The organism is Halalkalibacillus halophilus DSM 18494 (genome assembly GCF_000423105.1).
In the GTDB taxonomy this organism is placed as follows: domain Bacteria; phylum Bacillota; class Bacilli; order Bacillales; family Alkalibacillaceae; genus Halalkalibacillus; species Halalkalibacillus halophilus.
Map to the genome: position 1 here is coordinate 116,698 of NZ_AUHI01000005.1, position 26,958 is coordinate 143,655.

The window sequence follows — 26,958 nt, forward strand, 5'->3', positions numbered from 1 at the left end:
TTTTCAAAAAATTATTCGACAAGTGATTAATCTTGACACCAAACTATTGAAAACTTTGTCCTCCTTTGATAAAATGACTTTTGTCCATGAATAGAAATCTATATATTATGGACAACATTTTCAGGAGGTGAAAAATCATGGCAAATACTCCACAAGCAGTTAAACGTATTAAGATCAATGGAGACAAACGTAAACGTAACCAAGCAATTCGTACAGATATGCGCAGTGCAATCAGACAAGTACAAACAGCTGTTAAAGCTAAAAATGCTGAAGAAGCACAAGAAAAGTTAGGTACAGCTATTAGTAAAATTGATAAGGCTGTTCAACGTAATATCCTACAGAAGAACAATGGGGACCGTAAGAAGAGTAAGTTAATGCAAGAAGTTAATTCTGTTAAATAAATAAAGCATTCACTTACTTACCTTTGATCAAGGGTAACTTTATAAAGTAAAAAGATCGTGTACTTATATTAAGTACACGATCTTTTTATTTAACATTTATTTTTTAATGTAATTAACTTGCCTTTTGAAGCTGTTGAACAATTTTTTGTACGAATAGCTCCAGCGCTAACCATTTATCTTCTTGACCAGTTTTCATTTTCTCATCCGTTAGACAAGCCAATTTAAGAATCTCTTTTAAGTCATATGAGTTAAATAATCGCTCTCTTGATAAAGCCATTTTAACAGCATATGGGTGAGCACCAAGTTGTTTAGCTATTTGATTTTGTTGGTAGCCTTTCTTTTTAAGCAGTTTAGCTTGCAAAATCAGTCTTAATTGAGAAGTTGTTAATGCTAACAAAGCTATAGGTTCTTCCCCTTGCTTTCTTAATTCTTTTAGAATTAACAAACCTTCTTGTAAACGGTTCTTAACTAAAGAGTCAATCAATGAAAAAGTACTTGTCTCTGCATAAGGGCTTATTAAGTCTTTTGCTTCCTCTAGATTAATTTCCTCGTCTTTAAAGTAATTGGAAAGCTTTTCTAACTCTTGTTGCAGAGGGCCAATTTGATCCCCTATCCGCTCTAATAATAAATCAGTAACCTCTTCAGGTATGGTTAAATTCTTCTGTTTTGCCATCTCCAAGATAATATTCCGCATATTATTTTCATTTGGACTAGAACAATCAATTAATTCCGCTTTTTCTTTTAAACGTTTAACTATCTTTTTACGTGAATCCATTTTTTCATATGGTGCAACGATTACAAGCGTAGTAAAATCTGTCGGTTGTTCTATGTACTCCGATAATGCCTCCATAGAATGTTCAAAGTCTGTGGATTTTGTTTGTCCTGTTAAGAAATACGCGCGATCAATAATTATTCCCTTATGATCAGTAAAAAAAGGAAACGTTTCGGCATCATGGATTGCCTCTTGCACGGGAATGCTTTCCATATCATATCGTTGAACATCATGCTCTGTCTGACTATGGAATACGGACTCAAAGATTCGTTTTTGTACAGCTTGAATAAAATAACTTTCTTCACCAAATAATACATATATAGAAGCTTGCTTGATTGCTTTTTTGGATTGTATAAATTGCTGTGCATGCATATTCCTTGCCTCCCTTACCCTTATTATACAATAAAGATAGGTTGTACGAACAGATGTAAAAGAGAGAGGGCTTGGTATTCCCTCTCTCATTTATATAAACGTTAAAAACAAACCCCCGGGTAACTTTGTTTCTAACGATATTTGGTGTTATAATTATCATGTCTATTTTAAGCGGAATTATATCTGTTAAGATTTGTATCTTGCTAAAAACGTTTATTACAATTTTTTGTACTTACAAAAAAATAATAGCTTTTTATTTTAAATTCGCTTATACTGAAAGGGATTTAGGAGGGATGGACGTGAACGATTTTGAAAAAGATGTGCAATCAAAAAATAATGATGTTGTCGACTCCATTAAAGGTTTTGGCTTTTCTTTCATTTTCTTTTTTGTCATTTTCTTTATCGGTACAATCTTTACGATTTTTGCAAACTAATATGTCTGTTTAGAGAGAGCCTTTTGGTTCTCTCTTTTTTATATCCTATGGTAGGAATGAGTTAATTGTACCTTGTCCATGTTTTACTTCAATCATAATAGCTCCATGTTCATCTGTTCTCCAATATGGTATTAGATTAGTATGAAGTCTGTTTAGTACTTCAGGATGCGGGTGTCCATAGGAATTCTTTTCACCTACTGAGATAATCGCAGCATGAACATCATAATGTTCTAAAAAGGAATCCGAGGTAGAGGAAGAACTTCCATGATGGGCAACCTTAAGAACATCAATACTCCTTTCCATATCCCAATTTATTAGATCCTTTTCATTCTCTTGTAAAATATCTCCCGTAAACAACATGTTAAATTCCTTATTTGATATTACAAATACTAATGACTGTTCATTCTCACTTTGTGAAAGTTGATCGCTTGGAGGCCACAATATTTCCAATACTGTATCCTCCAGTAACAATTGGTTCGATTGTTCAAGCTTGATCACCTTTTCCTGGTCCAATTCTTCTAAGTATGTGGATGCGTCACTATATGGATGGGTAAATACATTTTTCGGTTTAAAATGTGTATTTATATAGGATAGTCCTCCAACATGATCATAATCAAAATGCGAAATAAACACGGCATCCACCTGCTTTATTCCATTTGAATATAAAAATGGTTTCGTAATATTTTGAGCATTTTCAGGAACAATTTGATCAAATGGAAATTTCACTTCCTCTCCTGCATCGATGATCCAAACGGCCTCTCTTCGTGGTAACTCCACAATAATTTGATCTGCCTGACCAACGTCCATAACGGTAATTTTCAAATCATTGTTAAAGTATGGGAGCATTTGAAAAACTAGAAATACACCAATAGCTAAATTACCAAATAATGCTGCAATTCGTAGCTTTTTTAAATCCCAATACTTCATAAATAGTATAAAGAATAAGTAATAAAACATTATAAATGCTATGGAAGGTTTGCCCACAACCCAGTTTGCAAGGTCAGGTTCTCCTAAAACAAGCACTAAATCAATGACATTAGAATGAACCTTGTAGAAGATGGAACTGAAAATACTTAGTATAAAACTTGGAAGATGTAATAAGCTGATCAAGACAAGAAATAGAGATAGTGGAATGAGTATTAAAGTAAAATACGGTATAAGCACTAAATTAAGAAGAAATGAAAAAACATTTGTGAAGTAAAAATTAATTAATTGAATTGGCAGCACTGCTAACTGACTTATTAAACTAATTTTCAAAGATAGAAGGAACCAGTTGTTCGAACGAAAGAGGTTTTTAGATAGTAACAATGAGAATGTAACAGCAAAAGAAAATTGAAAAGACAATTCGAAAGCTAAATAGGGGTTAATGAACAGGGAGAAAATACATAGAAAGGATAGTATATCTGTTTGATCTACCTTCTTTTTAAAGAAGCTTAAAATTATTACAATAACAGCCATCATTCCAGCCCTTATGACTGGCGGGTTCGCCCCTGCTAAAAATATGTAGATTGGTATAAAAAATAATAATACAAGCTTTGTTTGTGCTTTTGATAAAGAGAAAATATATTGAAGTAAATAATACATACTTACTAGAATTAACCCTACATGTAACCCTGATATAGCAAGAAGATGGGAGATATTCCAGAATTGAAATGCTTCAATAACATCTTCTGATACTTGTGAACGATCACCAAAAACTAATGCTTTAATCCAAACTGAAACATTATCTGGATAGCTAACTTCCACTTTGTTTATGAGTTCTTTTCTTAAATTCCATAAATTATTTTTTAAATTTTCTCCAGAACAATGGAATAGCTCAGGTTGATACCCAACAGAAGTGATTCCCTGATCAGCAAGATATTTTCTATAATTAAACTGACCTGGATTTTTTGCTTGCGTAGGTGGAGCAAGAGTAGCTTTCACACGGCAAGTAGCGCCAATTTTAGGTAATTGATTGGTAAGCGGTACGAAGAGTATTGCTTTAGATGATTGATCTAGAAGTTCAACTTCCACTTGCTGAAATTGTTCAGATTGATTCCCAAAAGAATTTATCCTCACTTGGCCATCTAATGGAATTTCACTTTCAATTAGTGAGTTTTCTCCGACAGTAGGTGTAATCAAATACGATATAAAAAAACAAAGGAAAGATAGTACATATAATAAGAAGTGTCGCGGAAAGAAATGCAATAAGAAGAGTATAAGGGGGAGTATAATGAAGGATAGAATAAAAGGATGAAGATACCCTAATAAATAGGCAATCACAAGAATATAACCCTTTCCAGAAATAGAACTGAAAAGGGGATTTGATCTAATCATTTATTCCACCATCGTAAATAATTCATTCGCTTTCATCCGAAATTCCTTAAGTTCTTCTTCGTCCATCCCTTTTTGCTCTAATTCTTGAAGCAATGTGGAGATGAGTTGTATTTTATCCTTCGCATTCTGTTCCATATGTAAATACTCAGGCTCTACCTTCTTGTATATAACTCCTGCTTGGTCTAATAACTCTAATGCGTATTCATTATTTCGATAATCTTGTCCATATATAATCTTTTTAATACCACTTTGAATAATTGTTTTACAGCAGTTCAAACAAGGAAAGTGAGTCACATATATTTCTGCACCTTCAGTAGGTACACCAAATTTAGCGCATTGTAATATTGCATTTACTTCCGCATGAATGGTTCGCACGCAATGTCCATCTATTACTTTACAGCCTTCATCAATACAATGGCTACCACCTGATACACTTCCATTATATCCACCAGCAATAACACGCTTATCTCTTACAATTGTTGCTCCTACTGCTAAACGCTCACAAGTACTTCTTAAAGCAATTAATTGACTCTGTGATATAAAGTATTGATCCCATGAAATTCGTTCCATCTAACACGCCCCCTTTTCAATCATTGTATAGAAGCACTTGTTACTAGTAAAGATAAATTAATGAATCGATATTTGATCCTCAAATCCTTCTAGTGTTTTCACACCAATACCACTAATTTGAAGAAGTTCCTCTGTAGATTGTAATGGACCATTCTCCTCTCGATATTCAATAATCGCCTTTGCTTTTTGAGCACCAATTCCAGGTAAACTCATTAAATCTGTTTCAGATCCGTGATTAATAGAAATCTTTGTTTCTCCACTCTCCTGTGGTATAGAAACATTTTCCTCCCCTTCTTTCGGAACGAGTATAACCATTTCATCTGCGATTATTTGTGCGAGATTAACTGATGTTTCGTCAGCATGGGAAGTAAAACCACCAGCCTTCTCAACTGCTTCATGAACTCTAGAACCAACAGGAAGTTCATAAACACCTGGAGCATTTACCTCCCCTTTCATATCAATGACAATTTCACCTATATGATCCTCTGTCTCTTTTTCTTCCATAACTCTATTTTCGTTTTGTACATCTGTTGACGCGTTCAAATTTGAAGTTGTTTCTGTCGATATGTCCAATGCCTTATTTCCATCACTTGTTTGTAATAAAACAGCAGCAATAAACATAATAATTAAGGTGAAAACAATGATCCAAGATCTGATTTTACGCATCGCAATCCAACTTTCTCTCAGAGAATAGTATTTTAATAGGGGGACCTTATATGAAGTGGGGAATCATTGGAACTGGAAATATGGGTAAAGTATTATTACATGCTTTAGTAACCAGCGGGGCAGTAGAGGAAAATGATATGTACGTTCAGAATCGTACATTATTAAAAGCATACGACTTAAAAAAGGTATATTCTAATATCCATGTAGTTCAAACACTTGATGCCATCACAAATACTTGTGACATTATTTTTTTATGTGCAAAGCCAAAAGATATTATTAAAGTAGCTCATCAAATAAAACCTAATCTAAATAAAAACCAATGCGTAATCTCAATTACGAGCTCTGTATCAGTAGAGTTACTTGAAGAACAATTACCGTGCCAAGTAGCGAGGGTTATTCCTAGTATTACTAACCAAGTACATCAAGGTGCTACGCTTATAACTTTTGGAGAGAATATGAAAGAAGAGAATAAGCATTTAATATTACAAACATGTAAACTGTTCTCCAAACCTTTCTTAGTGGAGGAGGAACATGTTCGTGTGGCATCAGACCTTGTGTCATGTGGTCCGGCTTTTATGAGCTTCTTTATTGAAAAACTTATTGATGGTGCAAATGAGTATACGTCTTTAGAAAGAGACCAAGCTACAGAATTAATTACGACGATGGTCCAAGGATATGGCAGCTTACTTCAAGGGGATCATTTTGACCTTCAAACGCTCCAAAAAAAGGTGATGGTTCAAGGGGGGATTACTGGTGAAGGGATGATCGTTTTTGAAAAATTATTTTCAAGTGGGTTTCAAGGAGTCTTTCACGCCACACATGAAAAGTTTGCGCTTGAAAAGAAAAATATGCATCATTATTTGAAACAATTAGATACTGAAATTTAGTAGATAATCTAATATTACGATAAAAATTTTAAATAGCAAGAGGAACTATAGACTTTAAAAATAGTGAAACTTTAAGAAAATAAAAATAGAACCTAATAAATACAACAAATATTTAAAAGGTTCTATTTAAGTTTATTTTCTACAACGGAAAAAAAATCGATTTGTTTGTTCATCAGTTGCTTTTGTTAAAGAAAAATCACTACTAAACTCTACTTCAGTAAACCCGACTTCCTGTAATAATTCTTTATATTTTTCCATAGGGAATACTTGTTGAGTATGAACTTCATCAAACCTTTTATATAGATCCGCTTCTTTTTGTACAAAAAAGGTTAAATCATGCTCAACTTGGTTTTCTGTTTCTCCTTGTTTACAAAACCAAACATAACTAACTTCCTCGCTTATTTGTGAAAAGATCTCATTATCCGTTAATTCATGAATATAGCTAAGACTATGAACATCAAACAGGAATTGTCCATTTTCGCTTAAATGGTGAAATGCCTGTTGAAAAGTCTGCCTTACATCTTCTTCCGTTAGTAAATAATTTATAACATCGCAATAGGAAAGAATGAGATCAAACGATTTATCTGTTTGATAGGATCGTATATCTTTATTATCAAAAGTAATATCAAGATTACTTTTCATAGCCTTTTCCTTTGCCAAGTTAATCATCTCTTCTGACTGATCAATTGCTGTTATCTTGCTACCCTCTCTAGCTAAACGTGTAGCAATTTCACCTGTTCCACAACCTAACTCAAGAATAGTTAGATCTGAAATTGATTCTTTGGAACAGCTTTTAGTGAACTCGACCCAATTTTCATATGGGGCATCTTTCATTAATTCATCATATACTGTAGCTAGGCTTTGGTACATCATAATAATCCCAGTTACACAGGTAAGGACACTTGATCAGCGTCTCCCCATAATTTCTCTAAGTTATAATAAGCGCGTTCTTCTTTGTGGAAAATGTGAACAACCACATCGTCTAAATCAACTAGTACCCATCGTGATTGGTCTTTCCCCTCGATTTTCTTAACTTCTAAGCCGTGTTCTTCGACTGCATCTTTAATAGCTTTACTAATGGCATCTACTTGACGCTCATTATTCCCATGACAAATTAAGAAATAATCTGATATTAACGACACTTCTCTCATATCTAGTGCAATTAAGTCTTGCGCTTGTTTATCATCACATGCTTTTGCGGCTATTTCTAATAATTGTTTACTTTCCATCATTCAAACCCCCGTTTTTAATTTTCTTTAAAAAATAATTATATGCATGAAACGTATCAGGATAGATCGGCTGTGACTTAGAAGATAAGAAAGAAATGGTTTGTTTTAAAGCATAATGACAAGCTTCATCTAAATCTTTATAAGCTTTTTCTCTTGCTTCTTCTACACCTGGAAATGTTCTTCCAGGCTCTATATAATCAGCTACAAATACGATCTGTTCTACTTTACTCATATTCCTTCTACCAGTGGTATGATAATATATACCGTTCAAAATTTCAGGAGTATCCACCCCATACCACTTGGAAACATATTTAGCTCCCACCGGACCATGCCATAGTTCATGATGATAATGTAACAAATCTTTTGGTAATGTTACATCATCTTGAATCCATCTTCTAAGATCGTCTGAATCAAAATCTTTACAATAATCATGAAATGCAGCTGCTAGTCCAACTTCTGTCTGGTTCACCTCATAAAACGCAGCTAAATCAGATGCAGTCTCCGTTACTCGCTCGACATGTTCAAATCTTTTAGGATTCATCACCTTTTTTGATTCTAGTAATGCTTGACTAATGTTCATAAAGCCGATGCTCCTTTATATACTCAGCTACGGAAGCAGTTAGGCCATCATAAACCCCTCGTGACTTTATATTAGACCTAATTGTCGAGGAAGATACATTGACCGGATCCATTTCTATTTTTTCTATATCAGCATCACTAAATGTATACCCCACCCGACTAATTCCGATGAATGTTAATAATTTTTTTAAATCATCAATTCTATGCCAATTCGGTAAATACTCTACCATATCTCCACCAATGATAAATTTAAACTCATAATCAGGAAACCTTTGTTTAATTTGAAAGACCGTATCGATTGTATAAGATTTACCTTCTCTTTCTTTCTCTATAGAGAGTACTTTCACAGAATCAAACTTCTGCATCAGTAGTTTCAACATATTCAACCGGTGATCAAAAGAAACGTTTGCAGGTTCTTTGTGAGGTGGAGTATAGGTTGGAATAAACCATATTTCATCTACGTTCGTTTGTTTCCACACGGCGTTACAAATAGCTAAATGTCCTATGTGAGGAGGATCAAATGTGCCTCCAAACAGAGCTATCTTTTTCATATGAGACTACCTCTTTCTATGGTAGATTTATTTCTTTATTCTCTCTAGATTCACGATACAACACAATAATGTTTCCAATTACTTGCACAATATGTGCATTTGTCTTCTGGCTGATCATTGATGCTGCTTCGTTTTTATCTTCCATAGAATTTTGTAGAATACTTACTTTGATTAACTCTCTCTTTTCCAATGCTTCAGAAATCTGCACAACCATATTTTCATTCACACCACTTTTTCCGATTTGAAAAATTGGGTTTAAATGGTGCGCTTCTTTTCTTAAATATCTTTTTTGTTTTCCTGTTAGCAATGTGTACCCTCTTTTCATTTAAGCTGTGTTAATAATAACCTTTATCATTAATATACTTTTTCTTCTGTCCAAATTTCAAAAGCAATTGCAGCTTGATGCCATAGCATGGATTCACCAAATAATAATCTACAATTTTTCTGGTAAGCTTTTTGTAAAAAATTAGTCCATTTCGGAAAATAGATTAATTCACTGGCAATCGTTTTTGAAGATAAGCTATCTAAATTTATGACCTCTTCAGAACTTCTTTCACCCATACCTACTGTAGTTGTTTGTATAATTAAATCGTACTCGTTTAACTTTTTTGAAGCTTCATCTAAAGACAAAACATTATCTATGTTAAAACGCTGTGCCATATGATCTGCATTTGATTGTGTTCGATTTGCAAGGTCTAAACTCCCCCACTGGTGTTGAGTGAGTGCATAAACAAGCGCTCTAGCAGCACCACCGGCTCCAATAATTAAAACTCTTTTTTCTCGTGCCTGATCAACAAACTCTGGATATTCCTTCTGTAAAGAAGCAATATACCCTTGTCCATCCGTATTATACCCAATTAATTTACCTTCTGTTAGTTTAACTGTATTAACTGCATTCATCTCTATTGCAGCTTGGTCAAGCACATCTAAATATGGAATAATCTCTGACTTATAAGGGGCAGTAACATTAAAGCCAGAATAGTTATTCTCTTTCATATATTCAATCGTTTCTAATATTTCATGAGGCATTATTTCAAATAGATGGTACTCACCTGTTAAACCTAATTTATTTAAAAAGGATTGGTGTAGCTCTGGCGATTTGGAGTGCTTTACTGGGTTTCCGATTAATCCAAAAAAATACATATCTCTTGTCCCCTTTTATATAATTGCATCACGGACAATAATTTCTATTCCTTTGGGTGCATAGGCAGTAATAGTAATCTCTCTATCAGGCACTGTAATCCAACCTAATCCAGAAAAGACAATATCTTTTTTACCACCTGTTAATTTAAACGTGTGTGAAGTTAATTCTGGTAAAGTATCTAATGATTCTTCTGTAGGGGGTGATAACAATTCCCCAAGGTGCTGATCATATAATAAGTCGGCTTTATCTGTTTTCGTTCGGTGTAAATGAAGGTTATTTGCGAAATGAAAAATAATCCCTTCTCGTTTATCAGATTTTGTAATGTCTATTCTAGCTAATCCGCCAATAAACACAGTTTGTTCCTGATCTAATTGAAATACGATTGGTTTAATTTCCTTTTTCGGGGTAATCTCTTTAAGGTCCTTCTCCGATAAATAATGTGAGATTTGACTCTTATTAATTATCCCAGGTGTATCAATCATAGATGAATTTTCATCTAAAGGAATATCAATGAAACCTAATGTTGTACCTGGAAAGTAAGAAGTAGTAATGACGTTCTGCTGCTCTATACTTTTATTTATGAGGTAATTGATAAAAGTGGATTTACCAACATTTGTACAACCCACTACATAAACGTCTTTACCATTACGTAAGCGTTCAATCTCAAAAGCGGTTTCGTCCATCCCAACTCCAGAAGTAGAACTGACTAAATAAACATCTTTTACAGTCAACCCAAAATCTTTAGCTGTTTTTTTCATCCACTGCTTTACTTTATTTAAGTTTACAGAATGAGGTAGCAAGTCAACTTTATTACCTACTAAGACTACAGGATTATCTCCTACAAAACGGTGTAAACTTTTAATTAAACTACCTTGAACATCAAATAGATCAACTACGTTTAGAACTAGACCTTTTTCTTTTTCAATACTCTGTAACATTTTTAAATAATCATCCGCAGTAAGGTCTACATCTTGAACTTCATTATAATGACGGAGGCGAAAACACCTTTTACAAATTACATCTTCTCTACTTAGTGCCGCAGGTGGTGCATATCCAATTGCATTCTCATCAGTTGTTTGAATCTTAACACCACAACCTTGGCAATGAATCACTTCCATACTATTCCTCCCATGTTAACTTTCCTTTTTTACGGAAATATTCCATTAATCTTCTTTCTATTTGACGGTTAAACTTAGTAAAAAAACCATCAGTCTTTACGATAGGCACTACTAAAACAGTGTGAAGTTTGGCTCTATTACCGCCAAAAACATCAGTTAATAACTGATCCCCAACCACTACAATTTCATCGTTATTTAATTCCATCTCTTTTTTTGCTCTTCTAAATGCAGTTTGCATAGGTTTTCTAGCCTTAGAAATAAAATAAATTTCTAAAGGATCAGAGAAATATGCGACGCGCGATTTACTATTATTGGACATAATCGTAACCTTAATTCCTGCTTCTTTTAATTCTTTAAACCACGCAATTACCTCTGGCGTAGCGTCTTTGCGGTCCCAAGCCACTAGTGTATTATCTAAATCCGTAATGACCCCTTTGATTCCACGTTCTTTCAAAAACTCAGGAGATAATTTGAAGACAGTATCTACGTGATCATTCGGTAAAAATTTACTAAACACTTCATTCACCTCATATTTTAAAAACTGACTATCTTCAATAATATACAATAAACAACTACGTTTCAAAGGAATTCACACTAAAACGAAGGAGAAAAGGTAAATTTTAAACGACCAGCTTCGCCTCACTATACAAATTCCACAACGGTTAGACATGAAGAATCAACTCGTTTGTTACACCTACTATTCAGTAAATATGCCTAATATGAAGCAGATTTCGTTCGACAAATTACTTCACCTTTCGAACTTGTGGATAATTCAATCCACAGAAAGAAAGCTATTATATCAACTGATTTCAAACTTCCATTTATGAATAAACACAGGTTATAAACAAGTTATTCACATGTTATCCAACTTGTTTTTTTATTAACAATAGTGATAATCTTAACACAAGTTAAACTTAATTTGTGTTGGAGGTGCGAACTCGAACTTCGAGTCGAAGATATGGACACTTTAAGTAATGAGCTATTAATTGAATCTTATAAAAAGGCGAAGAAAATGCAACTTAACGAAGATTTCATCCAATTATTTGAAATAGAACTCGAAAAAAGGGGCATAATAGAACATTTCAAAGAATCTTCATAATTTGAGTTTCTTCCTATATATAAGTAACTGGCACAGTTTATCTGTGTCAGTTTTTTTTTTATTTATGTGCAGAGTATTTCTTTTCAAACCAATAATTTTATCGTTATAATGAAGTAGTATTTATATGGGTTTATTTTTTTGAAAGGATGAACAAGAATGATCTTTGCAATATTCGCACCCTTAATAATTGCCATACTTATACCATTCTTAAGTAGATGGAAAGAAAAAGTACATACTGGTTGGCTAATCTTGCCTGTGCCGGTGGCAGTTTTTATTTATTTTGTTCAATTTGCTGGTCCCAATTTTGAACCGCAAGCCTATTCGGTTGATTGGATTCCTTCACTGGACATTAGCTTAAGCTTTTATTTAGATGGTCTTAGCTTACTATTTGCGCTATTAATAAGCGGAATTGGGGCGTTAGTAGTTTTCTATTCCATTTACTACTTAAATAATAAAGAGCAGCTTGGGCATTTCTACACTTACTTATATATTTTTATGTTCGCAATGTTAGGTGTCGTCTTATCAGATAACGTATTTGTTCTTTATACATTCTGGGAGTTTACCTCCATTTCATCTTTCTTATTGATTGGTTATTGGCATCATCGCCAAAAATCAAGATATGGTGCGTTGAAATCTATGTTAATCACCGTCTTCGGTGGACTTAGCTTGCTTGGTGGACTAATTCTTTTAACTATTGTTACAGGCACAACTAGTATTAGAGAGATGGTTTCACAGTCCGACGTAATATTAGAAAGCAGTTATTTACCATTAATTTTAACTTTCTTATTACTCGGAGCTTTTACCAAATCTGCACAGTTTCCATTTCATATATGGTTGCCTGATGCAATGGAAGCTCCTACTCCAGTTAGTGCTTACTTACACTCAGCAACAATGGTTAAGGCTGGAATCTATTTAATGGCAAGGTTTTCTCCTATTTTCGCAGGAGAACCGAATTTCTTTATTTTCCTAAGCTTATTTGGAATCGTAACCCTAGCATGGGGTTCTTTTATGGCCGTTCGCCAAACAGATCTGAAAGGGATTCTTGCATACTCGACAATCAGCCAACTAGGTATGATTATGGCTATGCTTGGTTTTGGAACAGAAATTGCACTGTTTGCAGCTGTTTTTCACATTTTAAACCATGCTACGTTTAAAGGAAGTTTATTCATGGTTGCTGGTATTGTTGATCATGAAACCGGTACGAGAGATATTCGAAACCTCGGTGGGTTAATGACATTCATGCCAATATCGGCAACGTTAGCCCTATTTGGAACATTTTCTATGGCTGGTGTTCCACTTCCATTTTTAAACGGTTTCTTTAGTAAAGAAATGTTCTTTGAAGCAACACTTGCTAACGCTGGTTATGGCGGATTCAGTGATTTCTTAGTAATATTAATCCCGATCTTAGCAGTAGTTGGTAGTATCTTTACTTTTGTTTACTCTATGTATCTTTTCTTCGGTACATTCAGAGGAGAATACCAAAAAGAAAAGGTTCCTCAAGAACCACATGAAGCACCTAAACTTATGTTACTTGCACCATTCATTCTAGTAATTGGTGTTATTACTATTGCATTATTCCCTGGTTTCTTTAACCAAGGTTTAATTACACATGCGGCAGACGCTGTTACAGGGGCAGAGAATAATCGAGACATTTATTTCTGGCATGGCTTAGTACCTGCTTTTTATATGTCTATCGCAGTTGTCGTTGTTGGTGCGCTCCTTTACATCTTTAAACCAAAGTGGGACGGAGTTTACAGAGTTTTCCCTGGCACATTAAGCTTTAATAGAGTCTATGATTGGGGAGTTGAAAAGCTAGAAACTGGATCAAATGCGATCACTTCTAGATATATGACAGGATCTCTTAGACTGTATATGGCTTTATTACTAAGTGCGATATTCCTAATCACCACGACCGTATTAATATTAACTGGCGGTGCTAATTTCGAGGTTAATGATGTTGCTCCTATTACAACAGTTGAGGTTATTGTAGCAATTATTATGACTGTAGCAGCAGTTGCTACAATCTTTACTCATAACCGCATCGGAATGATTTTAGTTGTTGGTGTTATTGGTTTTGGGTTAGCGATTTTATTTGTTTTATACAGAGCACCTGATTTGGCTTTGACTCAACTAATTGTAGAAACAGTTACAGTAACACTATTCATGCTTTGTTTTTATCACCTTCCGAATCTTGAGAAGGCGAAACAATCAATTACTCATAAAACAATTAATATTGCAATTTCAAGCGGTGTCGGTTTATTAATGATGGTAATCGGTATTAGCGCTTATAATAGCCGCTCTTTCGACTCCATATCTGATTATTTTATTGAAAATAGTTCTGAGCTTGGCGGCGGATATAATGCTGTCAATGTCATTTTAGTCGACTTTCGTGGAATTGATACCTTATTTGAGGTTGCTGTGTTATTTGGAGCAGCTTTAGGAATCTATGCCATGATTAAACTTCGCCGTGATAAGGGGGCGAAATAGATGGAAATAATTATGACTGTTCTTGCATCTATTTTATTTGCAATAGGTGTATATAACTTACTTCAAAAACAATTATTACGAATTGTAGTAGGAACCGTATTAGTTTCACACGGGGCACACTTATATTTACTAACCATGTCAAAATTAAAACGTGGTGCCCCTCCCGTACTAGAAGATGGTGTTACCCAATATGCAGACCCGCTACCACAGGCCTTAATACTAACGGCAATCGTTATTAGCTTTGGTGTGACTAGCTTTTTGTTGGTATTAGCATATCGAACGTACACTTTAAACAAAACAGACAATATGGAAGAATTGCGAGGTAATGAACATGACTAACTTAATGATTTTACCGATTGTCTTGCCATTAATCGCAAGTGCACTCGTTGCGTTCTTTCCTAATAAACTAAATATTGTCCGTCCAGTGTCTATGATTTTATCAGTTATTTTCACGATTATTAGTGCTTACCTTACGTGGTATGTATTTTCAAATGGAACCATTGTTATGCAGTCTGGTGGATGGGATGCTCCTTTCGGAATTTCGATAGTAGCAGATCCCTTATCCATGCTTTTAGTAACCACCACTTATATAGTGAGTACTGCGGCAGTATTTTATGCTCCATCGTCCTTAGATGAGCAACAAGAACGCTTTTATTTCTACACTTTTTTCTTTTTATTAGTATCAGGTGTAGCTGGTGCTTTTATGACCGGCGACCTGTTTAACTTATTCGTATTTTTCGAAGTATTATTAATTGCCTCTTACGGCTTAATTATATTAGGGAATGGAAAAGTTCAGCTGAGAGAATCTCTCAAATATGTACTGTTTAACTTATTTTCTTCTATGCTTTTTGTCATTTCAGTTGCTTTTATCTATGCGATAACTGGAACGGTTAATTTTGCTCAACTAGCGGAAAGAATTGAATCTGTTGATCAGCAAGGTATACTTACTACAGTGGGGATTGTATTATTCTTCGTATTTGCTGTTAAAGCTGCTGTTTTCCCTTTATACTATTGGCTACCAAATTCATATGCCGTACCAAACCCAGTAGTATCAGCACTTTTTGGTGCATTACTAACAAAGGTTGGAATTTACTCAATCATGCGTGTATTCACCCTAATCTTTGTACACGACACAGGGATTACACACCAGATATTCCTGTGGCTAGCGGTATTAACGATGGTATTTGGAGTAATTGGAGCTTTATCTACGAATAATGTTAAGTTAATCATCACTTACAATATTATTCCTGCAATAGGTTTCATTCTGATGGGAATTGGATTGTATACGGAAACTTCTCTTGCTGGGTCTGTATATTACCTTATGCACGACATGGTAATTAAAGGGGCGTTATTCTTCCTAATTGGTGCACTCGTTGTAGCTGCAGGAACCTCTGACCTGAGGAAGATGAGTGGAGTAATTCAAAAGTTCCCTCTATTAGGATGGTTGTTCTTTATTGCTTCTCTTGTATTAGCAGGAATTCCTCCATTCAGTGGATTCATAGGTAAGCTTTTATTATTACAAGGTGGGCTTCAACAAGAAGAGTTTCTCGTAGTAATTATTGCTTTACTTTCTAGTTTGCTGATCCTTTTCTCTATGATGCGAATCTTCATCAGAGGTTTCTGGGGTGAAGTGCAAGAGGGGATTACGACCAATCGTAAGAAAGTTAGAAATCTGACCATACCAGCAGCTATCCTTGTTTCGATCTCTGTTTTCTTAGGTATAGGGGCAGAAGCAGTTTATCCTCACATTGAGACAATCGCAAATATGCTAATGGACAGAACAGAATATATTGATTCTGTCTTAAAGGAGTAGTGATTGATGGCTATACAAATAATTTTTAACGTACTAATTGCATTTATGTGGATGTTTCTCAGTGAAACGTATGATTTTGTCGCGTTTGTAAAAGGTTTAATGATCGGTGCCATCTTATTATTTTTCCTAAGAAGGTTCCTTCCGGGTAAATATTATATTGTACGTGTCTATAAATTAATTAAACTCAATTTCATTTTCTTAAGAGAATTAATATTTTCCACGTTCGCTATTATTGCTTTAGTGTATAAACCTAAAATGACAATGGAGCCTGGTATTTTTAAACTTCCTACTGAATTAAAAAGTGATTGGGAATTATCGCTTTTAAGTAATTTGATATCTTTAACACCTGGTACCTTAACGGTAGCTGTTGGAGATGACAACCGAACATTGTACATTCATGCTATGGATTTACCAGATGTGGAAGCTCAAATTAACGATATTAAAAATACGTTTGAAAAAGCGATCTTGGAGGTGACTCGCTAATGCTAGAACAATTTGGAGATAATTTCCTTCAGATCGCTGTGTGGGTTGCCTATATCGGAATAGCTTTTTCCATACTCTTGATTGTCATTCGTGCAGTCATTGGACCTACGAATCCTGACCGAGCAACTGCACTAGATGCAATAGGTATTAATATGATGGCGCTTGTCGGAATCACCGCTATTGACTTACAAACAAACAAATTAAATGATGTCGTATTAGTTATTGGGATCCTATTGTTCATAGGAACGATCGCAATTGCGAAATTCTTAGAAAAGGGTGTTATCATTGATCGAAATTCTGATTAGTATACTGTTGTTATTAGGCACCTTCTTTTCAATTTCAGGTTCTTTAGGCATCCTGCGTTTTCCTGATGTGTACACTCGGTTGCATGCTGCTACAAAAGCAGCAACACTTGGTGTCGCCTGTGTACTTCTCGGGTCATTTATCTACTTGTTCTTTGACCAAGGGATTATTAGTGGAAAACTACTATTAGGTATTTTGTTTGTTTTAATCACAGCTCCTATTAGTGGACATATGATTTCTCGAGCAGCTTATAACTCAGGAGTCGATTTGTGGGAAAGATCCGAAAAGGACCACTTGAGTAAAGATTTAAAAAAGAATTAACCAAAACACCTGAACGATGGAATGCAATCCATTCGTTCAGGTGTTTTTTTACGCTCGAAATCTGGCTTAATTTCTAATTTAATAGTAATAAATATATTCTATTAAGACAGGCACATTTCGAGGATTTCTCCCATACACTTAAAAATAGGCCATTACCTAATTTCACGGGAGGAATCCATATGCTTGCATTCATGAAGCTCGTTGCGTTGATCTGTAGTCACCCATATTTGTTTTTCGCTTATATTAAAGGTAACGCCTTTCCCCAACCATTATCCAAAGAAGATGAAGCTTATTATTTAGAACAATTAGCTAAAGGGGATTTAGATGCTCGTAATAAATTAATAGAACATAATTTACGTTTAGTAGCTCACATTGCAAAAAAATATGAAAATAATAAAGAGGAACAAGAGGATTTGATTTCAATAGGTACCATTGGACTTATAAAAGGGGTAGAAAGCTTTTCAGTAGGTAAAGGTACCAAACTAGCCACTTATGTCGCTAGATGCATAGACAACGAAATATTGATGTTTTTAAGATCAACGAAAAAAAGTAACAAAGACATCTCTTTACAAGATCCGATTGGACACGATAAAGAGGGAAATGAAATTAGTTTAATGGATGTATTAAAAGAGGAAGAAATTGATTTAACAGAAAGAATCCAAACAAAGCTTGAAATACAAAAAGCTTTCCAGTTTATTCATCTATTAGACGAACGAGAAAGAGAAGTTATTGTGAAGAGGTATGGATTAGGAGAGTATAAAGAATATACTCAACGAGAGATTGCAAAAGAATTAAAAATCTCTAGGAGTTATGTATCTAGAATTGAAAAAAGAGCTTTAATGAAAATGCTTCATGCGTTTTACAGAGAAGAACAAAATAAACATTCAAAATAAAACCCAATTCATTTTAAATAAATTGGGTTTTAATATATTTACTTTAACATTTCTAAAATAAACGAAGCGCTGTTTTTTGCAGCTTTTTCTAAATATTGTTCAAATGAGATATTAGATTCTTTACCTGCTATATCTGAAAGTGAACGTATGATTAAACAAGGCGTTTTATACTGAAAACAGACTTGTGCTATTGCAGTTGCTTCCATTTCTAATGCTTTGACACCAATTAAAAGTGATTTTACCTGTTCTACACGATCTATTTCAGACATAAATGAATCGCCAGTTCCAATTAATCCCTTTACCACTTGAATATCAGGTGGTAGGACACTTTTTACCTGTTCTGCCTTTTGAATTAAATCACCATCTGAAAAATAGTGCAAAGGCATTTGAGGAATTTGACCATACTCGTAACCAAAGCCTCTAGCATCAGCATCATGATAAATAGTTTGTTCTCCAATGACAATATCTCCTACATTTAAATCAGGGTCCGTACCACCCGAGGAGCCAGTGTTAATAATATAATCTGGTTGGAACTGTTCATGTAGGATGGTAGTGGACATAGCTGCATTTACCTTACCGATCCCTGATTGTAATAGAACGACTTCTTTCCCTGCAAACGTACCTTCATAAAATCTACAATTTGCAATCGTTACTTCATTCGTGACATTAATTTGGGAAAGAAGCCATTGCACTTCCTGTTGCATAGCACCTATAATACCGTATTTCATCATGCGCCTCCATTAAGGTTGTTGTTATCGTCGATCGTTTTCATATAACTCTTCTACTCGTTGAGGTTGCCAACCTTCATTTTCTATCCAGAATAAATATACTCGATATATTTCATTCTGGGAGGAATCAGTTACAGTAGCGACTACCCGATCCGGAATTCCTCCACTTTCTAATCTCCAAAAAATCACATTATCAGCTGACAAATCTGTCGCATATAATGTAGCTTCTTCCATTTCTATACGATCTTGACTACCTTCATTAAAATTAATCGTATGAGGCTCACTCTGATCTGTGCCAATCGGGTCCCAGCTACCATTCACAACATTTTCAACATTGCTTTCGTCAACTGAATCCACATCTTCTGACATATCGTTTGATTCTTCATCTGAGTCTTCGGATTCTTCACGTGAAGGATCCTCTTCCTCTTCTTCATTGCCCTCGCTGGAATCAGATTCTTCAGTGGATTCATCCGTACCATTTTGTTCATTCGTCTCTGTGTCTGTCTCCTCGTTCTCCTCTACTTCTTCATCGGAAGTAGATTCTTCAGTGGTGTCATCTGATGTTTCTTCATCTTGATCTGCGACATCATCTTCCCCGCCACCAACAAAGAAAAAGATTAAAAAAACGACAATCAAAACTGCCCCTAAACCGATTAAAAAGTTAAGCATTTTAGTATTCTTACGTCTTTTTTCAAAACGTTCTGATCGACTGAAATTACTGCTTGAATGCTCGTCCATATTAGTAAACCTCCATGTTCAAGATAAATTTGTTTAAGAAAGTCCCACACATAGATGTGTAGGACAAACGAATCATTATTTAACTTCAACTATTTCCACTTGGAATTCTCCACCAGGAGTTTGAACCATTACTTTATCACCAATTCTTTTGCCTATTAAACTTTTAGCCATCGGTGAATCATTTGAAATTCTTCCTTCTAACGGGTCTGCTTCTGCACTACCTACGATCTGATATTCTTCTTCATCTCCATCAGGAATCTCTGCGAAGCGAACTGTTTTTCCTAAATCAACCACATCTGTATTACTATTATCATTTTCAATGATCACAGCATAACGGATCATGTTTTCTAATTGAGAAATACGTGACTCGACGAAAGCCTGCTCGTCTTTAGCAGCATCGTACTCCGAGTTCTCAGAAAGATCACCAAAGCTTCTTGCTACTTTAATTCTTTCCACTACTTCTGGACGCTTTGTAATTTTTAAATCCTCTAATTCCTGTTCTAATTTCTGTTTCCCATCTTCTGTCATGTAAAAGTTTTTCTCTTCTGCCATGAAGTACACTCCTTTAATAAATTCTCTGTATTATATTCTGTACATGATTGTGTATATGCTAAAAGTTAGTCTGTTTTTCAACTATGCTTTTAATTTTCGTTGCAAGCAAATCTATTGCTACGTGATTTTGACCACCTTCAGGAATAATAATGTCAGCAAATTTTTTATTTGGTTCTACAAACTGTAGATGCATTGGCCTTACGACATTTATATATTGTTCCATCACTGATTCAAAGGTTCTTCCACGTTCCTCAATATCTCGCATCATCCTGCGAATAATTCGGATGTCAGCGTCTGTATCAACATACACTTTAATATCCATCATGTTACGTAATCTTTCGTCTTCTAGAACTAAAATTCCTTCTAAAATAATAACATCTTTTGGTTTTATTTCTACTGTTTTACTTGAACGAGTATGCATTTCATAATCGTATATTGGTTTTTCAACGGTTTGACGTTGTAATAACTGTTGTAAATGTGCCATTAATAAGTCGTTATCAAACGCTAACGGGTGGTCATAATTCGTTTTCAACCGCTCTTCCATTGGTAAGTGTGATTGATCTTTATAATATGCGTCTTGTTCCACCATCAGAATAGACGTATTTTCAAACTCTTCACAAATCGTTCGTGTTACAGTTGTCTTCCCTGATCCGGTGCCACCAGCAACACCAATAATAATCGGTCGATCTTCCACTTTCTCAGTTCTCCCTTCGTTCTTAAAAGCTATCGTTTTATAGCAATTGCAACGCCATCCCCTGCATCTATATACGTTGTTTCTAGACGATTATCTTTCATTAGCCATTGATTAAAATGATCAATCTTCTTAGCTATATTAGACATTCGACTAGAAGCCTCAGATGGATCAGCCACAAAACCTTTAAACAATACATTATCAATCACTATAACGCCACCAGGTTTCAACACTTTCATTGCTTGCTCCACATAAAACTTATATTGTCCTTTGGCAGCATCAATAAAAATAAGATCATAAAATTCATGTCTGGTACTATTTTTCAGCCATACACTTGCATCTTCATGTAAGACTTGAATACGATCTTGAAGTTCTGCGTTAAAGATATAATTAGTAGCCTCTTGAACCCGATTTTCATCTATTTCTAAAGTTTCTATACGAACTCTATCATATGCTTGAGCCATTTGTATAGCAGAATATCCAATCGCAGTACCTATTTCAAGAATATTCGTTGGTTGATGTATTTTTATAACCTGTTTTAATAATTCTATGCCATCGCGCTCCATGATGGGCACTTTGTTTACTTTTGCATACTCTTCCATCTCTATAAGTAGAGGATGGTTAGTTTGGTGGAGTTGATTAATATAATCTTTATTATTCACTTCATTCACTTCCTTGGAGAAAGCTATTTTCAACTGGTTTATTCTAACATAAAAAAAGGAAGGAATGCGAATTAGACACGCACCCCAAAACCTTTAAATACTTATTCTACTTCTTCTGGGTCTTCTCGATTTGGTCGATGTTCTTCAATATTAGCTAAATGTTCTTCGTACTCTTCAGCATAGAAAACTTCACCCTCGTAGGAAGCAACAAAATAAAGATAATTATGCTCTTCAGGATTTAATGCCGCATCAAGAGCATTATCTCTAAAGTTAGCTATTGGTCCTGGTGGCAATCCATCATTCGTATAAGTACTATATGGATGTTCATATTCATAGTCTTCGTTAAACAGTCGTTCACGATCTTCATCCATTGCATAGATGACAGTAGGATCCGTTTGTAACCTCATTTCGGAATCTCCGTTTAAACGGTTCTCAAATACTCCAGAAATCGTATAACGGTCTTCCTCACCAACAGCTTCCATTTCAATAAGCGAGGCCATGGTAATTGCTTCATGAATAGTAAAATCATGCTCGTTGATAACTTCACGATATGGTTCTATTTGTCGCTCTGTTTCTTGTAACATCATTTCTATGATTTGATTAACGGATTGTTCATCTTCATAGAAAGAGTAAGTTATAGCATATAAATAGCCTTCTAAAGGATATCGCACATCTTCTTCCAATATTTCTTCAGACAATAAGTTAGGATAAAGCTCAATTAAAGATTCGATGTATTCAAGGTCCTGCATTTGTTCCATGAATTCTTCTCCATCTATAGATGTTTGTTCACCCATTATACTAGCGATTTGTTCCACACCCACACCCTCTGGAATGGTAACAGTGAAATCTGGTTCTACCATAATTCGTCCTGTTTTTAATGATTCAATAATTTCATCGAACTCCATACTTTGAGCAAATTGATGTTCGCCAGCTTGGAACCCAGACTCATTATTAAAGCTAACATAGTACCTAAACAAAGTAGCATTGTTTATTACTTCATTTTCTTCTAAAATTTCACCAATATCTTCTGCATTAGAACCTAATGGTATTTCAACCTCGATTAATGTATCATTATCAGGATCTTTAGGACTTAAACCTTCTTCTATGTAGTTATATACTAGGTACGCCCCAATTCCAATAGTTATAATTAACACTAAAAGAACAATTAGTATTATTTTTCTTGCCAGACTAGCTTCTTTTATCCGTCGCCTTTTCCATGAATACTTCTCTTCTTTTGAACTCGGCAAACTATTTCCCCCTCTAACAACGACTCAAACTACAGTTAAGTATAAAATAAAACCCGACATATTTCTATATATTTAGTAAAAACAATGAACGACTAAAGAGGAAAAGTTCTTCTATGGTTTATGTGAACAAGGAAATAATTAAAAGAAAGAGCTAGGATATTTTATCCCAGCTCATTCTTACTACTCTTGCTCTTCTTCAGTAAATGTAGCAAGCATTTCTTCTACCATTTTCCACTCTTCGTCTGTTTCAATCTGATAGAGCGTTAAGTCATCAGGGTCTCCATCTGTTTCTTCAAAACGAAAAGCGAATACTTCAACTTCTTCTTCCTCGTCTTGTTCAGCCGGAACTGCAACTAAATAAGACTTTTCCGTATGGTCTACATCAAAAGTAAACAATACATCAAATAAATGCTCTTCACCTGATTCATCAGGGATGATGATGCGTTCTTTTTCATCCATGTTAAACACTCCTTTATTGCTTACTGTCAAGATATCCTTGAAGGATCATCACAGCAGCCATTTTATCAATCACCTTTTTGCGCTTTTTTCTACTTACATCTGCATCTAAAAGGACTTTTTCTGCTGCCATTGTAGTTAATCGTTCGTCCCACAACACTACTTCTACTTTAAATGTGTCTTTCAAATAAGCAGCAAAATCTTGTGAGGCTTCCCCACGAGGTCCTATTGTACCATTCATGTTCTTAGGTAAGCCAACAATTATAGTTGTAATTTCATAAGATTTAATAATTTCATTTAATCGCTCAAAGGCAGTTGAATAATCAGATTCGTCCCATCTTATTGTCTCAATACCTTGAGCTGTAAATTGAAGTGCGTCTGAAACAGCTACACCAATTGTTTTTTCTCCAACATCTAATCCTAATGACTTCATTAAACTTCCTCTTTATTCGATTTTAAATAGTGTTTAACTACTTCTTCGATGATTTCGTCACGTTCTACTTTATTAATCAAATTACGAGCATCATTATGCCGAGGGATATATGCAGGATCACCAGACAACAAATAACCTACAATTTGATTAATTGGGTTGTACCCTTTTTCTTCTAGTGACTGATAAACACTTTGTAAGATCTCATTCACCTTTTGTTCTTCCGGATCTTCTGAGAATTGAAATTTCATCGTATGATCGTTACTCATTTTATGATCCCCCTTAAGTGCACTCTGATTTTATTATAACCGCAAAAGCTAGGAAGATAAAACCATTTCGATATAATCTTTTGCTGACAGTAATGCATCTTCCATTTTTTCTGGTTGCTTACCACCAGCTTGAGCCATATCAGGACGGCCTCCACCGCCTCCTCCACACTTAGTTGCAGCTTCTTTGATTAAATTTCCAGCATGGAATCCTTGTTCCATTAAATCTTTTGTTACACCTGCAGCTAACTGAACCTTCCCATTCGATTCCATCGCTAGTAGGATAACTCCAGAATTCATCTTCTGCTTTAACTCATCAACCATATTTCTTAAGGCATTCATATCACTAACTTGTACTTTTTCGGCAAGTAATGGTATGCCTCCAACTTCTTTCACTTGGTCTAAAATATTAGCTGATTGTGCATTCGCAACTTTTGCCGATAAGGATTCATTTTCTTGTTTCAATGCTTTAAGTTCATCAAATAATACTTCTATTCGACTTGGAACTTTCTCTGTACTTGTCTTTAATAATGCAGCTGCACTACCTAATAGTTCTTCTCTACCTTGGAAGTATTCATACGCACTTTTTCCAGTATAAGCTTCTATTCTTCTTGTTCCTGCACCGATTCCGGTTTCGCTTGCAAGTTTAAACATGCCTATTTCTGCTGTATTTTGGACATGACAACCTCCACAAAGTTCAATACTGTAATCATCGATTGCTACTACTCTAACAATATTGTCATATTTTTCACCGAATAATGCCATTGCACCCATTTGCTTAGCATCTTCTAATTTTTGATGAGTGATCGAAACCTCTTTAGCAGACCAGATTTTTTCATTAACGATTTTTTCGATTTGCTCTAACTCTTCTTTCGTAACCGCATTAAAATGACTAAAGTCAAAGCGCAAGCGATCAGTTGCAACTAATGATCCAGCTTGGTTCACATGATCACCAATCACATCTTTTAACGCTTGGTGGAGTAAGTGAGTTGCCGTGTGGTTTTTTATAATTTGCTTTCTAGCTTCTGCGTTTACTACTGCTCGAACGTCTTGATGAAGAGAAAGTTCACCTTCTACTACTTCTACTTGGTGTAGATGTTGACCATTTGGACCTTTTATTACTTGTTTGACTTGCAGTTTTCCTGTAGCTGATTCAATCGTGCCATCATCTGCAATCTGTCCACCACTCTCAGCATAAAAAGGCGTACTATTTAATACAACTGTAGCTACTTCGCCAGCATTTACCTGTTCCACTTTCTGTTGATTGAGAACAAGAGCTGCAATGGAAGTTTCGCTATCAAGAATTTGATACCCAACAAATTCACTAGGTTCTGTAATGGATTGTAAAACTTCATCTTGCACTTGCATAGATCCTACGTCTTGTCTTGCTTGGCGCGCTCGATCACGTTGAGCTTTCATTTCGCGTTCAAACCCAACCTCATCAATCGTAAATCCTTCATTTTCAAGGTATTCTTCCGTTAGTTCTTTTGGAAATCCATACGTATCATATAAAGTGAATACTTCTTCTCCTGGGAAAGTATTACTTCCTTTGTCTTTTTCAACCTTCATCACTTTCTCAAGGATTGCTAGACCTTCTTGTAAAGTCTCATGAAAACGTTCTTCTTCTTTTCTCACCACATCTTTTATAAACTCTTTCTTCTCTGTTACTTCTGGATAAAAATCATGCATAACAGATGCAACTTCATCTACTAAATTATACAAAAAAGGTTTATTCAGATCTAAATCTTTAGCAAACCTAACAGCCCGGCGTAGCAGCCTTCTTAAAACATACCCTCTACCTTCATTCGAAGGAAGGGCCCCGTCCCCTATTGCAAAAGCGACCGTACGAACATGATCTGCTACTACTTTAAAAGCTGTGTCCTGACGTGCATCTTGTCCATATCTCTTTCCTGAAAGCTCTTCCGTTCGTTTAATAATTGGCAAAAATAAATCCGTTTCGAAGTTTGTTGGTGTGTCTTGGATGACTGAAACAATTCTTTCTAAGCCCATACCAGTATCAATATTCTTCTTTGGTAAAGGAGTATACGTATCATCTGGGTTATGATTAAACTGTGAAAAAACTAAGTTCCATATCTCTAAATACCTTTCATTCTCTCCACCGGGGTATAATTCAGGATCTTGAGGATCATTTCCGTACTTCTCACCTCGGTCATAAAAGATCTCCGTATTTGGTCCACTTGGTCCCTCACCAATATCCCAGAAATTCTCTTCAATTCTTATAATTTGTTCTGGTTGAAGCCCCACTTTATCAATCCAAAGGGCATATGCTTCTTCATCTTCTGGATGCACGGTAACAGCAAGAAGATTAGGATCGAATCCTATCCATTTTTCACTCGTTAGAAATTCCCATGCCCATAGCATTGCTTCTTCTTTAAAATACTCTCCTATTGAAAAGTTTCCAAGCATTTCAAAGAATGTATGGTGTCTTGCTGTAAAGCCTACATTTTCAATGTCATTTGTGCGAATGGATTTTTGAGCATTTACTATTCTTGGGTTGTTAGGGATGATTCTCCCATCGAAATACTTTTTAAGTGTTGCTACACCACTGTTGATCCATAATAATGTTGGGTCTTCCTGAGGTACTAACGACCGACTTGGTTCTATGTCGTGACCTTTTTCTTTAAAGAATTCTAAAAATAACTGCCTTACTTCTTGAGACTGCATCTTTTTCATTTATAATTCCTCCAGGTTAATATTTTATATAATCGAATCACTACACAACAGTTAAA

General features: G+C 35.1%; 33 protein-coding genes. 11 read left to right on the top strand and 22 right to left on the bottom strand.

Annotated elements, in window-relative coordinates; translation table 11 throughout:
* Positions 1-137 precede the first annotated feature (137 nt).
* Positions 138-401, top strand: a complete 264-nt coding sequence (gene rpsT, locus G532_RS0103165; protein ID WP_027963490.1) for a 30S ribosomal protein S20 — start codon at positions 138-140, stop codon at positions 399-401.
* 112 nt (positions 402-513) lie between these two features.
* Here rpsT and holA read toward each other — a convergent pair whose 3' ends face one another.
* Complete coding sequence (gene holA / locus G532_RS0103170; RefSeq protein WP_027963491.1) at positions 514-1,545, bottom strand: DNA polymerase III subunit delta; 1,032 nt, start codon at positions 1,543-1,545, stop codon at positions 514-516.
* A 299-nt stretch (positions 1,546-1,844) separates the two neighbouring features.
* Between holA and G532_RS15785 the strand changes: the two genes are divergently transcribed.
* The gene (locus tag G532_RS15785; protein WP_027963492.1) at positions 1,845-1,979 is read left to right on the top strand and encodes a YqzM family protein; all 135 of its coding nucleotides are present in this window, start codon (positions 1,845-1,847) and stop codon (positions 1,977-1,979) included.
* 45 nt (positions 1,980-2,024) lie between these two features.
* On the opposite strand, the gene G532_RS0103180 is transcribed toward G532_RS15785, so the two are convergent.
* Genes G532_RS0103180 through G532_RS0103190 form a run of 3 tightly spaced genes read right to left on the bottom strand, consistent with a single transcriptional unit; the run spans position 2,025 to position 5,531 of the window.
* The gene (locus G532_RS0103180) at positions 2,025-4,295 is read right to left on the bottom strand and encodes a DNA internalization-related competence protein ComEC/Rec2 (protein WP_027963493.1); all 2,271 of its coding nucleotides are present in this window, start codon (positions 4,293-4,295) and stop codon (positions 2,025-2,027) included.
* Entirely contained in the window at positions 4,296-4,865 is a 570-nt protein-coding gene (locus G532_RS0103185; protein WP_027963494.1) for a ComE operon protein 2, read from the bottom strand.
* Between the two features lie 57 nt (positions 4,866-4,922).
* Positions 4,923-5,531 carry a helix-hairpin-helix domain-containing protein gene (locus G532_RS0103190; protein WP_035512467.1) on the bottom strand — a complete coding sequence of 203 codons (609 nt, stop codon included), beginning with the start codon at positions 5,529-5,531 and terminating at the stop codon, positions 4,923-4,925.
* A gap of 50 nt (positions 5,532-5,581) precedes the next feature.
* On the opposite strand from G532_RS0103190, the gene comER reads away from it, so the two are divergent.
* A complete protein-coding gene (gene comER, locus G532_RS0103195; protein ID WP_027963496.1) occupies positions 5,582-6,418 on the top strand; it encodes a late competence protein ComER in 837 nt (278 codons plus the stop codon).
* A gap of 132 nt (positions 6,419-6,550) precedes the next feature.
* Here comER and G532_RS0103200 read toward each other — a convergent pair whose 3' ends face one another.
* From G532_RS0103200 to G532_RS0103235, 8 genes are read right to left on the bottom strand one after another with little or no spacing between them, the layout of a single operon-like run.
* Entirely contained in the window at positions 6,551-7,288 is a 738-nt protein-coding gene (locus G532_RS0103200; RefSeq protein WP_051189034.1) for a class I SAM-dependent DNA methyltransferase, read from the bottom strand.
* A 14-nt stretch (positions 7,289-7,302) separates the two neighbouring features.
* Positions 7,303-7,647 (bottom strand): ribosome silencing factor, encoded by a 345-nt coding sequence (rsfS, locus tag G532_RS0103205; RefSeq protein ID WP_027963498.1) that lies wholly within the window; start codon positions 7,645-7,647, stop codon positions 7,303-7,305.
* Positions 7,637-8,227 carry a bis(5'-nucleosyl)-tetraphosphatase (symmetrical) YqeK gene (gene yqeK, locus G532_RS0103210; RefSeq protein WP_027963499.1) on the bottom strand — a complete coding sequence of 197 codons (591 nt, stop codon included), beginning with the start codon at positions 8,225-8,227 and terminating at the stop codon, positions 7,637-7,639. The genes rsfS and yqeK overlap by 11 nt, the downstream gene beginning before the upstream one ends.
* Positions 8,217-8,777 carry a nicotinate-nucleotide adenylyltransferase gene (locus tag G532_RS0103215; RefSeq protein ID WP_027963500.1) on the bottom strand — a complete coding sequence of 187 codons (561 nt, stop codon included), beginning with the start codon at positions 8,775-8,777 and terminating at the stop codon, positions 8,217-8,219. The genes yqeK and G532_RS0103215 overlap by 11 nt, the downstream gene beginning before the upstream one ends.
* Before the next feature lie 16 nt (positions 8,778-8,793).
* Entirely contained in the window at positions 8,794-9,084 is a 291-nt protein-coding gene (yhbY, locus tag G532_RS0103220) for a ribosome assembly RNA-binding protein YhbY (RefSeq protein WP_027963501.1), read from the bottom strand.
* A gap of 47 nt (positions 9,085-9,131) precedes the next feature.
* On the bottom strand, positions 9,132-9,920 hold the full coding sequence (aroE, locus tag G532_RS14655; protein WP_051189035.1) for a shikimate dehydrogenase: 789 nt from the start codon (positions 9,918-9,920) through the stop codon (positions 9,132-9,134).
* Between the two features lie 15 nt (positions 9,921-9,935).
* Positions 9,936-11,039, bottom strand: coding sequence for a ribosome biogenesis GTPase YqeH (gene yqeH / locus G532_RS0103230; RefSeq protein WP_027963502.1), 1,104 nt, complete (start codon positions 11,037-11,039; stop codon positions 9,936-9,938).
* 1 nt (position 11,040) lies between these two features.
* Positions 11,041-11,556 carry a YqeG family HAD IIIA-type phosphatase gene (locus G532_RS0103235; protein ID WP_027963503.1) on the bottom strand — a complete coding sequence of 172 codons (516 nt, stop codon included), beginning with the start codon at positions 11,554-11,556 and terminating at the stop codon, positions 11,041-11,043.
* Positions 11,557-11,997: 441 nt separating this feature from the next.
* On the opposite strand from G532_RS0103235, the gene sda reads away from it, so the two are divergent.
* The 8 genes from sda (at position 11,998) to sigK (ending at position 18,438) form a co-directional block, all read left to right on the top strand.
* On the top strand, positions 11,998-12,138 hold the full coding sequence (gene sda / locus G532_RS14660) for a sporulation histidine kinase inhibitor Sda (protein WP_035512470.1): 141 nt from the start codon (positions 11,998-12,000) through the stop codon (positions 12,136-12,138).
* Between the two features lie 156 nt (positions 12,139-12,294).
* The gene (locus tag G532_RS0103245; RefSeq protein WP_027963504.1) at positions 12,295-14,625 is read left to right on the top strand and encodes a Na+/H+ antiporter subunit A; all 2,331 of its coding nucleotides are present in this window, start codon (positions 12,295-12,297) and stop codon (positions 14,623-14,625) included.
* Positions 14,626-14,964, top strand: coding sequence for a Na(+)/H(+) antiporter subunit C (locus G532_RS0103250; protein ID WP_027963505.1), 339 nt, complete (start codon positions 14,626-14,628; stop codon positions 14,962-14,964). It begins immediately after the preceding gene.
* Positions 14,957-16,438 carry a Na+/H+ antiporter subunit D gene (locus G532_RS0103255; RefSeq protein ID WP_027963506.1) on the top strand — a complete coding sequence of 494 codons (1,482 nt, stop codon included), beginning with the start codon at positions 14,957-14,959 and terminating at the stop codon, positions 16,436-16,438. Before G532_RS0103250 ends, G532_RS0103255 begins: the two co-directional genes overlap by 8 nt.
* Before the next feature lie 6 nt (positions 16,439-16,444).
* A complete protein-coding gene (locus tag G532_RS0103260) occupies positions 16,445-16,921 on the top strand; it encodes a Na+/H+ antiporter subunit E (protein ID WP_027963507.1) in 477 nt (158 codons plus the stop codon).
* Positions 16,921-17,226, top strand: a complete 306-nt coding sequence (locus tag G532_RS0103265; RefSeq protein ID WP_027963508.1) for a monovalent cation/H+ antiporter complex subunit F — start codon at positions 16,921-16,923, stop codon at positions 17,224-17,226. Before G532_RS0103260 ends, G532_RS0103265 begins: the two co-directional genes overlap by 1 nt.
* Entirely contained in the window at positions 17,207-17,545 is a 339-nt protein-coding gene (gene mnhG / locus G532_RS0103270; RefSeq protein WP_027963509.1) for a monovalent cation/H(+) antiporter subunit G, read from the top strand. The genes G532_RS0103265 and mnhG overlap by 20 nt, the downstream gene beginning before the upstream one ends.
* Positions 17,546-17,724: 179 nt before the next feature.
* A complete protein-coding gene (gene sigK / locus G532_RS0103275) occupies positions 17,725-18,438 on the top strand; it encodes an RNA polymerase sporulation sigma factor SigK (protein ID WP_051189036.1) in 714 nt (237 codons plus the stop codon).
* A 38-nt stretch (positions 18,439-18,476) separates the two neighbouring features.
* On the opposite strand, the gene G532_RS0103280 is transcribed toward sigK, so the two are convergent.
* The 10 genes from G532_RS0103280 to alaS form a co-directional block, all read right to left on the bottom strand.
* Entirely contained in the window at positions 18,477-19,166 is a 690-nt protein-coding gene (locus tag G532_RS0103280) for a 5'-methylthioadenosine/adenosylhomocysteine nucleosidase (RefSeq protein WP_027963511.1), read from the bottom strand.
* A 24-nt stretch (positions 19,167-19,190) separates the two neighbouring features.
* Positions 19,191-19,904 carry a YrrS family protein gene (locus G532_RS0103285; RefSeq protein WP_027963512.1) on the bottom strand — a complete coding sequence of 238 codons (714 nt, stop codon included), beginning with the start codon at positions 19,902-19,904 and terminating at the stop codon, positions 19,191-19,193.
* A 75-nt stretch (positions 19,905-19,979) separates the two neighbouring features.
* Complete coding sequence (greA, locus tag G532_RS0103290) at positions 19,980-20,456, bottom strand: transcription elongation factor GreA (RefSeq protein WP_027963513.1); 477 nt, start codon at positions 20,454-20,456, stop codon at positions 19,980-19,982.
* Between the two features lie 58 nt (positions 20,457-20,514).
* Positions 20,515-21,150, bottom strand: a complete 636-nt coding sequence (gene udk, locus G532_RS0103295; RefSeq protein ID WP_027963514.1) for a uridine kinase — start codon at positions 21,148-21,150, stop codon at positions 20,515-20,517.
* A 29-nt stretch (positions 21,151-21,179) separates the two neighbouring features.
* Positions 21,180-21,842, bottom strand: coding sequence for an O-methyltransferase (locus tag G532_RS0103300; RefSeq protein ID WP_169513892.1), 663 nt, complete (start codon positions 21,840-21,842; stop codon positions 21,180-21,182).
* A gap of 68 nt (positions 21,843-21,910) precedes the next feature.
* Positions 21,911-23,056, bottom strand: coding sequence for an endolytic transglycosylase MltG (gene mltG, locus G532_RS0103305; protein WP_027963516.1), 1,146 nt, complete (start codon positions 23,054-23,056; stop codon positions 21,911-21,913).
* Positions 23,057-23,236: 180 nt separating this feature from the next.
* Entirely contained in the window at positions 23,237-23,515 is a 279-nt protein-coding gene (locus tag G532_RS0103310) for a DUF1292 domain-containing protein (RefSeq protein WP_027963517.1), read from the bottom strand.
* A 13-nt stretch (positions 23,516-23,528) separates the two neighbouring features.
* Positions 23,529-23,945, bottom strand: coding sequence for a Holliday junction resolvase RuvX (ruvX, locus tag G532_RS0103315; protein WP_027963518.1), 417 nt, complete (start codon positions 23,943-23,945; stop codon positions 23,529-23,531).
* Positions 23,945-24,211 (bottom strand): IreB family regulatory phosphoprotein, encoded by a 267-nt coding sequence (locus G532_RS0103320; RefSeq protein ID WP_027963519.1) that lies wholly within the window; start codon positions 24,209-24,211, stop codon positions 23,945-23,947. The genes ruvX and G532_RS0103320 overlap by 1 nt, the downstream gene beginning before the upstream one ends.
* Positions 24,212-24,259: 48 nt before the next feature.
* Entirely contained in the window at positions 24,260-26,902 is a 2,643-nt protein-coding gene (alaS, locus tag G532_RS0103325; protein ID WP_027963520.1) for an alanine--tRNA ligase, read from the bottom strand.
* Positions 26,903-26,958 lie beyond the last annotated feature (56 nt).

Bases quoted from the DNA above. Each gene is read 5' to 3' on its own strand.
- greA (WP_027963513.1), bottom strand. From the start codon at position 20,456: ATGGCAGAAGAGAAAAACTTTTACATGACAGAAGATGGGAAACAGAAA.
- G532_RS0103250 (WP_027963505.1), top strand. From the start codon at position 14,626: ATGGAAATAATTATGACTGTTCTTGCATCTATTTTATTTGCAATAGGT.
- yqeK (WP_027963499.1), bottom strand. From the start codon at position 8,227: ATGAACATTAGTCAAGCATTACTAGAATCAAAAAAGGTGATGAATCCT.
- comER (WP_027963496.1), top strand. From the start codon at position 5,582: ATGAAGTGGGGAATCATTGGAACTGGAAATATGGGTAAAGTATTATTA.
- G532_RS0103180 (WP_027963493.1), bottom strand. From the start codon at position 4,295: ATGATTAGATCAAATCCCCTTTTCAGTTCTATTTCTGGAAAGGGTTAT.
- G532_RS0103260 (WP_027963507.1), top strand. From the start codon at position 16,445: ATGGCTATACAAATAATTTTTAACGTACTAATTGCATTTATGTGGATG.
- G532_RS0103190 (WP_035512467.1), bottom strand. From the start codon at position 5,531: ATGCGTAAAATCAGATCTTGGATCATTGTTTTCACCTTAATTATTATG.
- aroE (WP_051189035.1), bottom strand. From the start codon at position 9,920: ATGTATTTTTTTGGATTAATCGGAAACCCAGTAAAGCACTCCAAATCG.
- G532_RS0103320 (WP_027963519.1), bottom strand. From the start codon at position 24,211: ATGAGTAACGATCATACGATGAAATTTCAATTCTCAGAAGATCCGGAA.
- yqeH (WP_027963502.1), bottom strand. From the start codon at position 11,039: ATGGAAGTGATTCATTGCCAAGGTTGTGGTGTTAAGATTCAAACAACT.
- sigK (WP_051189036.1), top strand. From the start codon at position 17,725: ATGCTTGCATTCATGAAGCTCGTTGCGTTGATCTGTAGTCACCCATAT.
- G532_RS0103280 (WP_027963511.1), bottom strand. From the start codon at position 19,166: ATGAAATACGGTATTATAGGTGCTATGCAACAGGAAGTGCAATGGCTT.
- G532_RS0103255 (WP_027963506.1), top strand. From the start codon at position 14,957: ATGACTAACTTAATGATTTTACCGATTGTCTTGCCATTAATCGCAAGT.
- sda (WP_035512470.1), top strand. From the start codon at position 11,998: ATGGACACTTTAAGTAATGAGCTATTAATTGAATCTTATAAAAAGGCG.
- G532_RS0103185 (WP_027963494.1), bottom strand. From the start codon at position 4,865: ATGGAACGAATTTCATGGGATCAATACTTTATATCACAGAGTCAATTA.
- G532_RS0103285 (WP_027963512.1), bottom strand. From the start codon at position 19,904: ATGGACGAGCATTCAAGCAGTAATTTCAGTCGATCAGAACGTTTTGAA.
- rsfS (WP_027963498.1), bottom strand. From the start codon at position 7,647: ATGGAAAGTAAACAATTATTAGAAATAGCCGCAAAAGCATGTGATGAT.
- G532_RS0103200 (WP_051189034.1), bottom strand. From the start codon at position 7,288: ATGTACCAAAGCCTAGCTACAGTATATGATGAATTAATGAAAGATGCC.
- G532_RS0103245 (WP_027963504.1), top strand. From the start codon at position 12,295: ATGATCTTTGCAATATTCGCACCCTTAATAATTGCCATACTTATACCA.
- G532_RS0103265 (WP_027963508.1), top strand. From the start codon at position 16,921: ATGCTAGAACAATTTGGAGATAATTTCCTTCAGATCGCTGTGTGGGTT.
- holA (WP_027963491.1), bottom strand. From the start codon at position 1,545: ATGCATGCACAGCAATTTATACAATCCAAAAAAGCAATCAAGCAAGCT.
- rpsT (WP_027963490.1), top strand. From the start codon at position 138: ATGGCAAATACTCCACAAGCAGTTAAACGTATTAAGATCAATGGAGAC.
- G532_RS0103215 (WP_027963500.1), bottom strand. From the start codon at position 8,777: ATGAAAAAGATAGCTCTGTTTGGAGGCACATTTGATCCTCCTCACATA.
- G532_RS0103310 (WP_027963517.1), bottom strand. From the start codon at position 23,515: ATGGATGAAAAAGAACGCATCATCATCCCTGATGAATCAGGTGAAGAG.
- alaS (WP_027963520.1), bottom strand. From the start codon at position 26,902: ATGAAAAAGATGCAGTCTCAAGAAGTAAGGCAGTTATTTTTAGAATTC.
- ruvX (WP_027963518.1), bottom strand. From the start codon at position 23,945: ATGAAGTCATTAGGATTAGATGTTGGAGAAAAAACAATTGGTGTAGCT.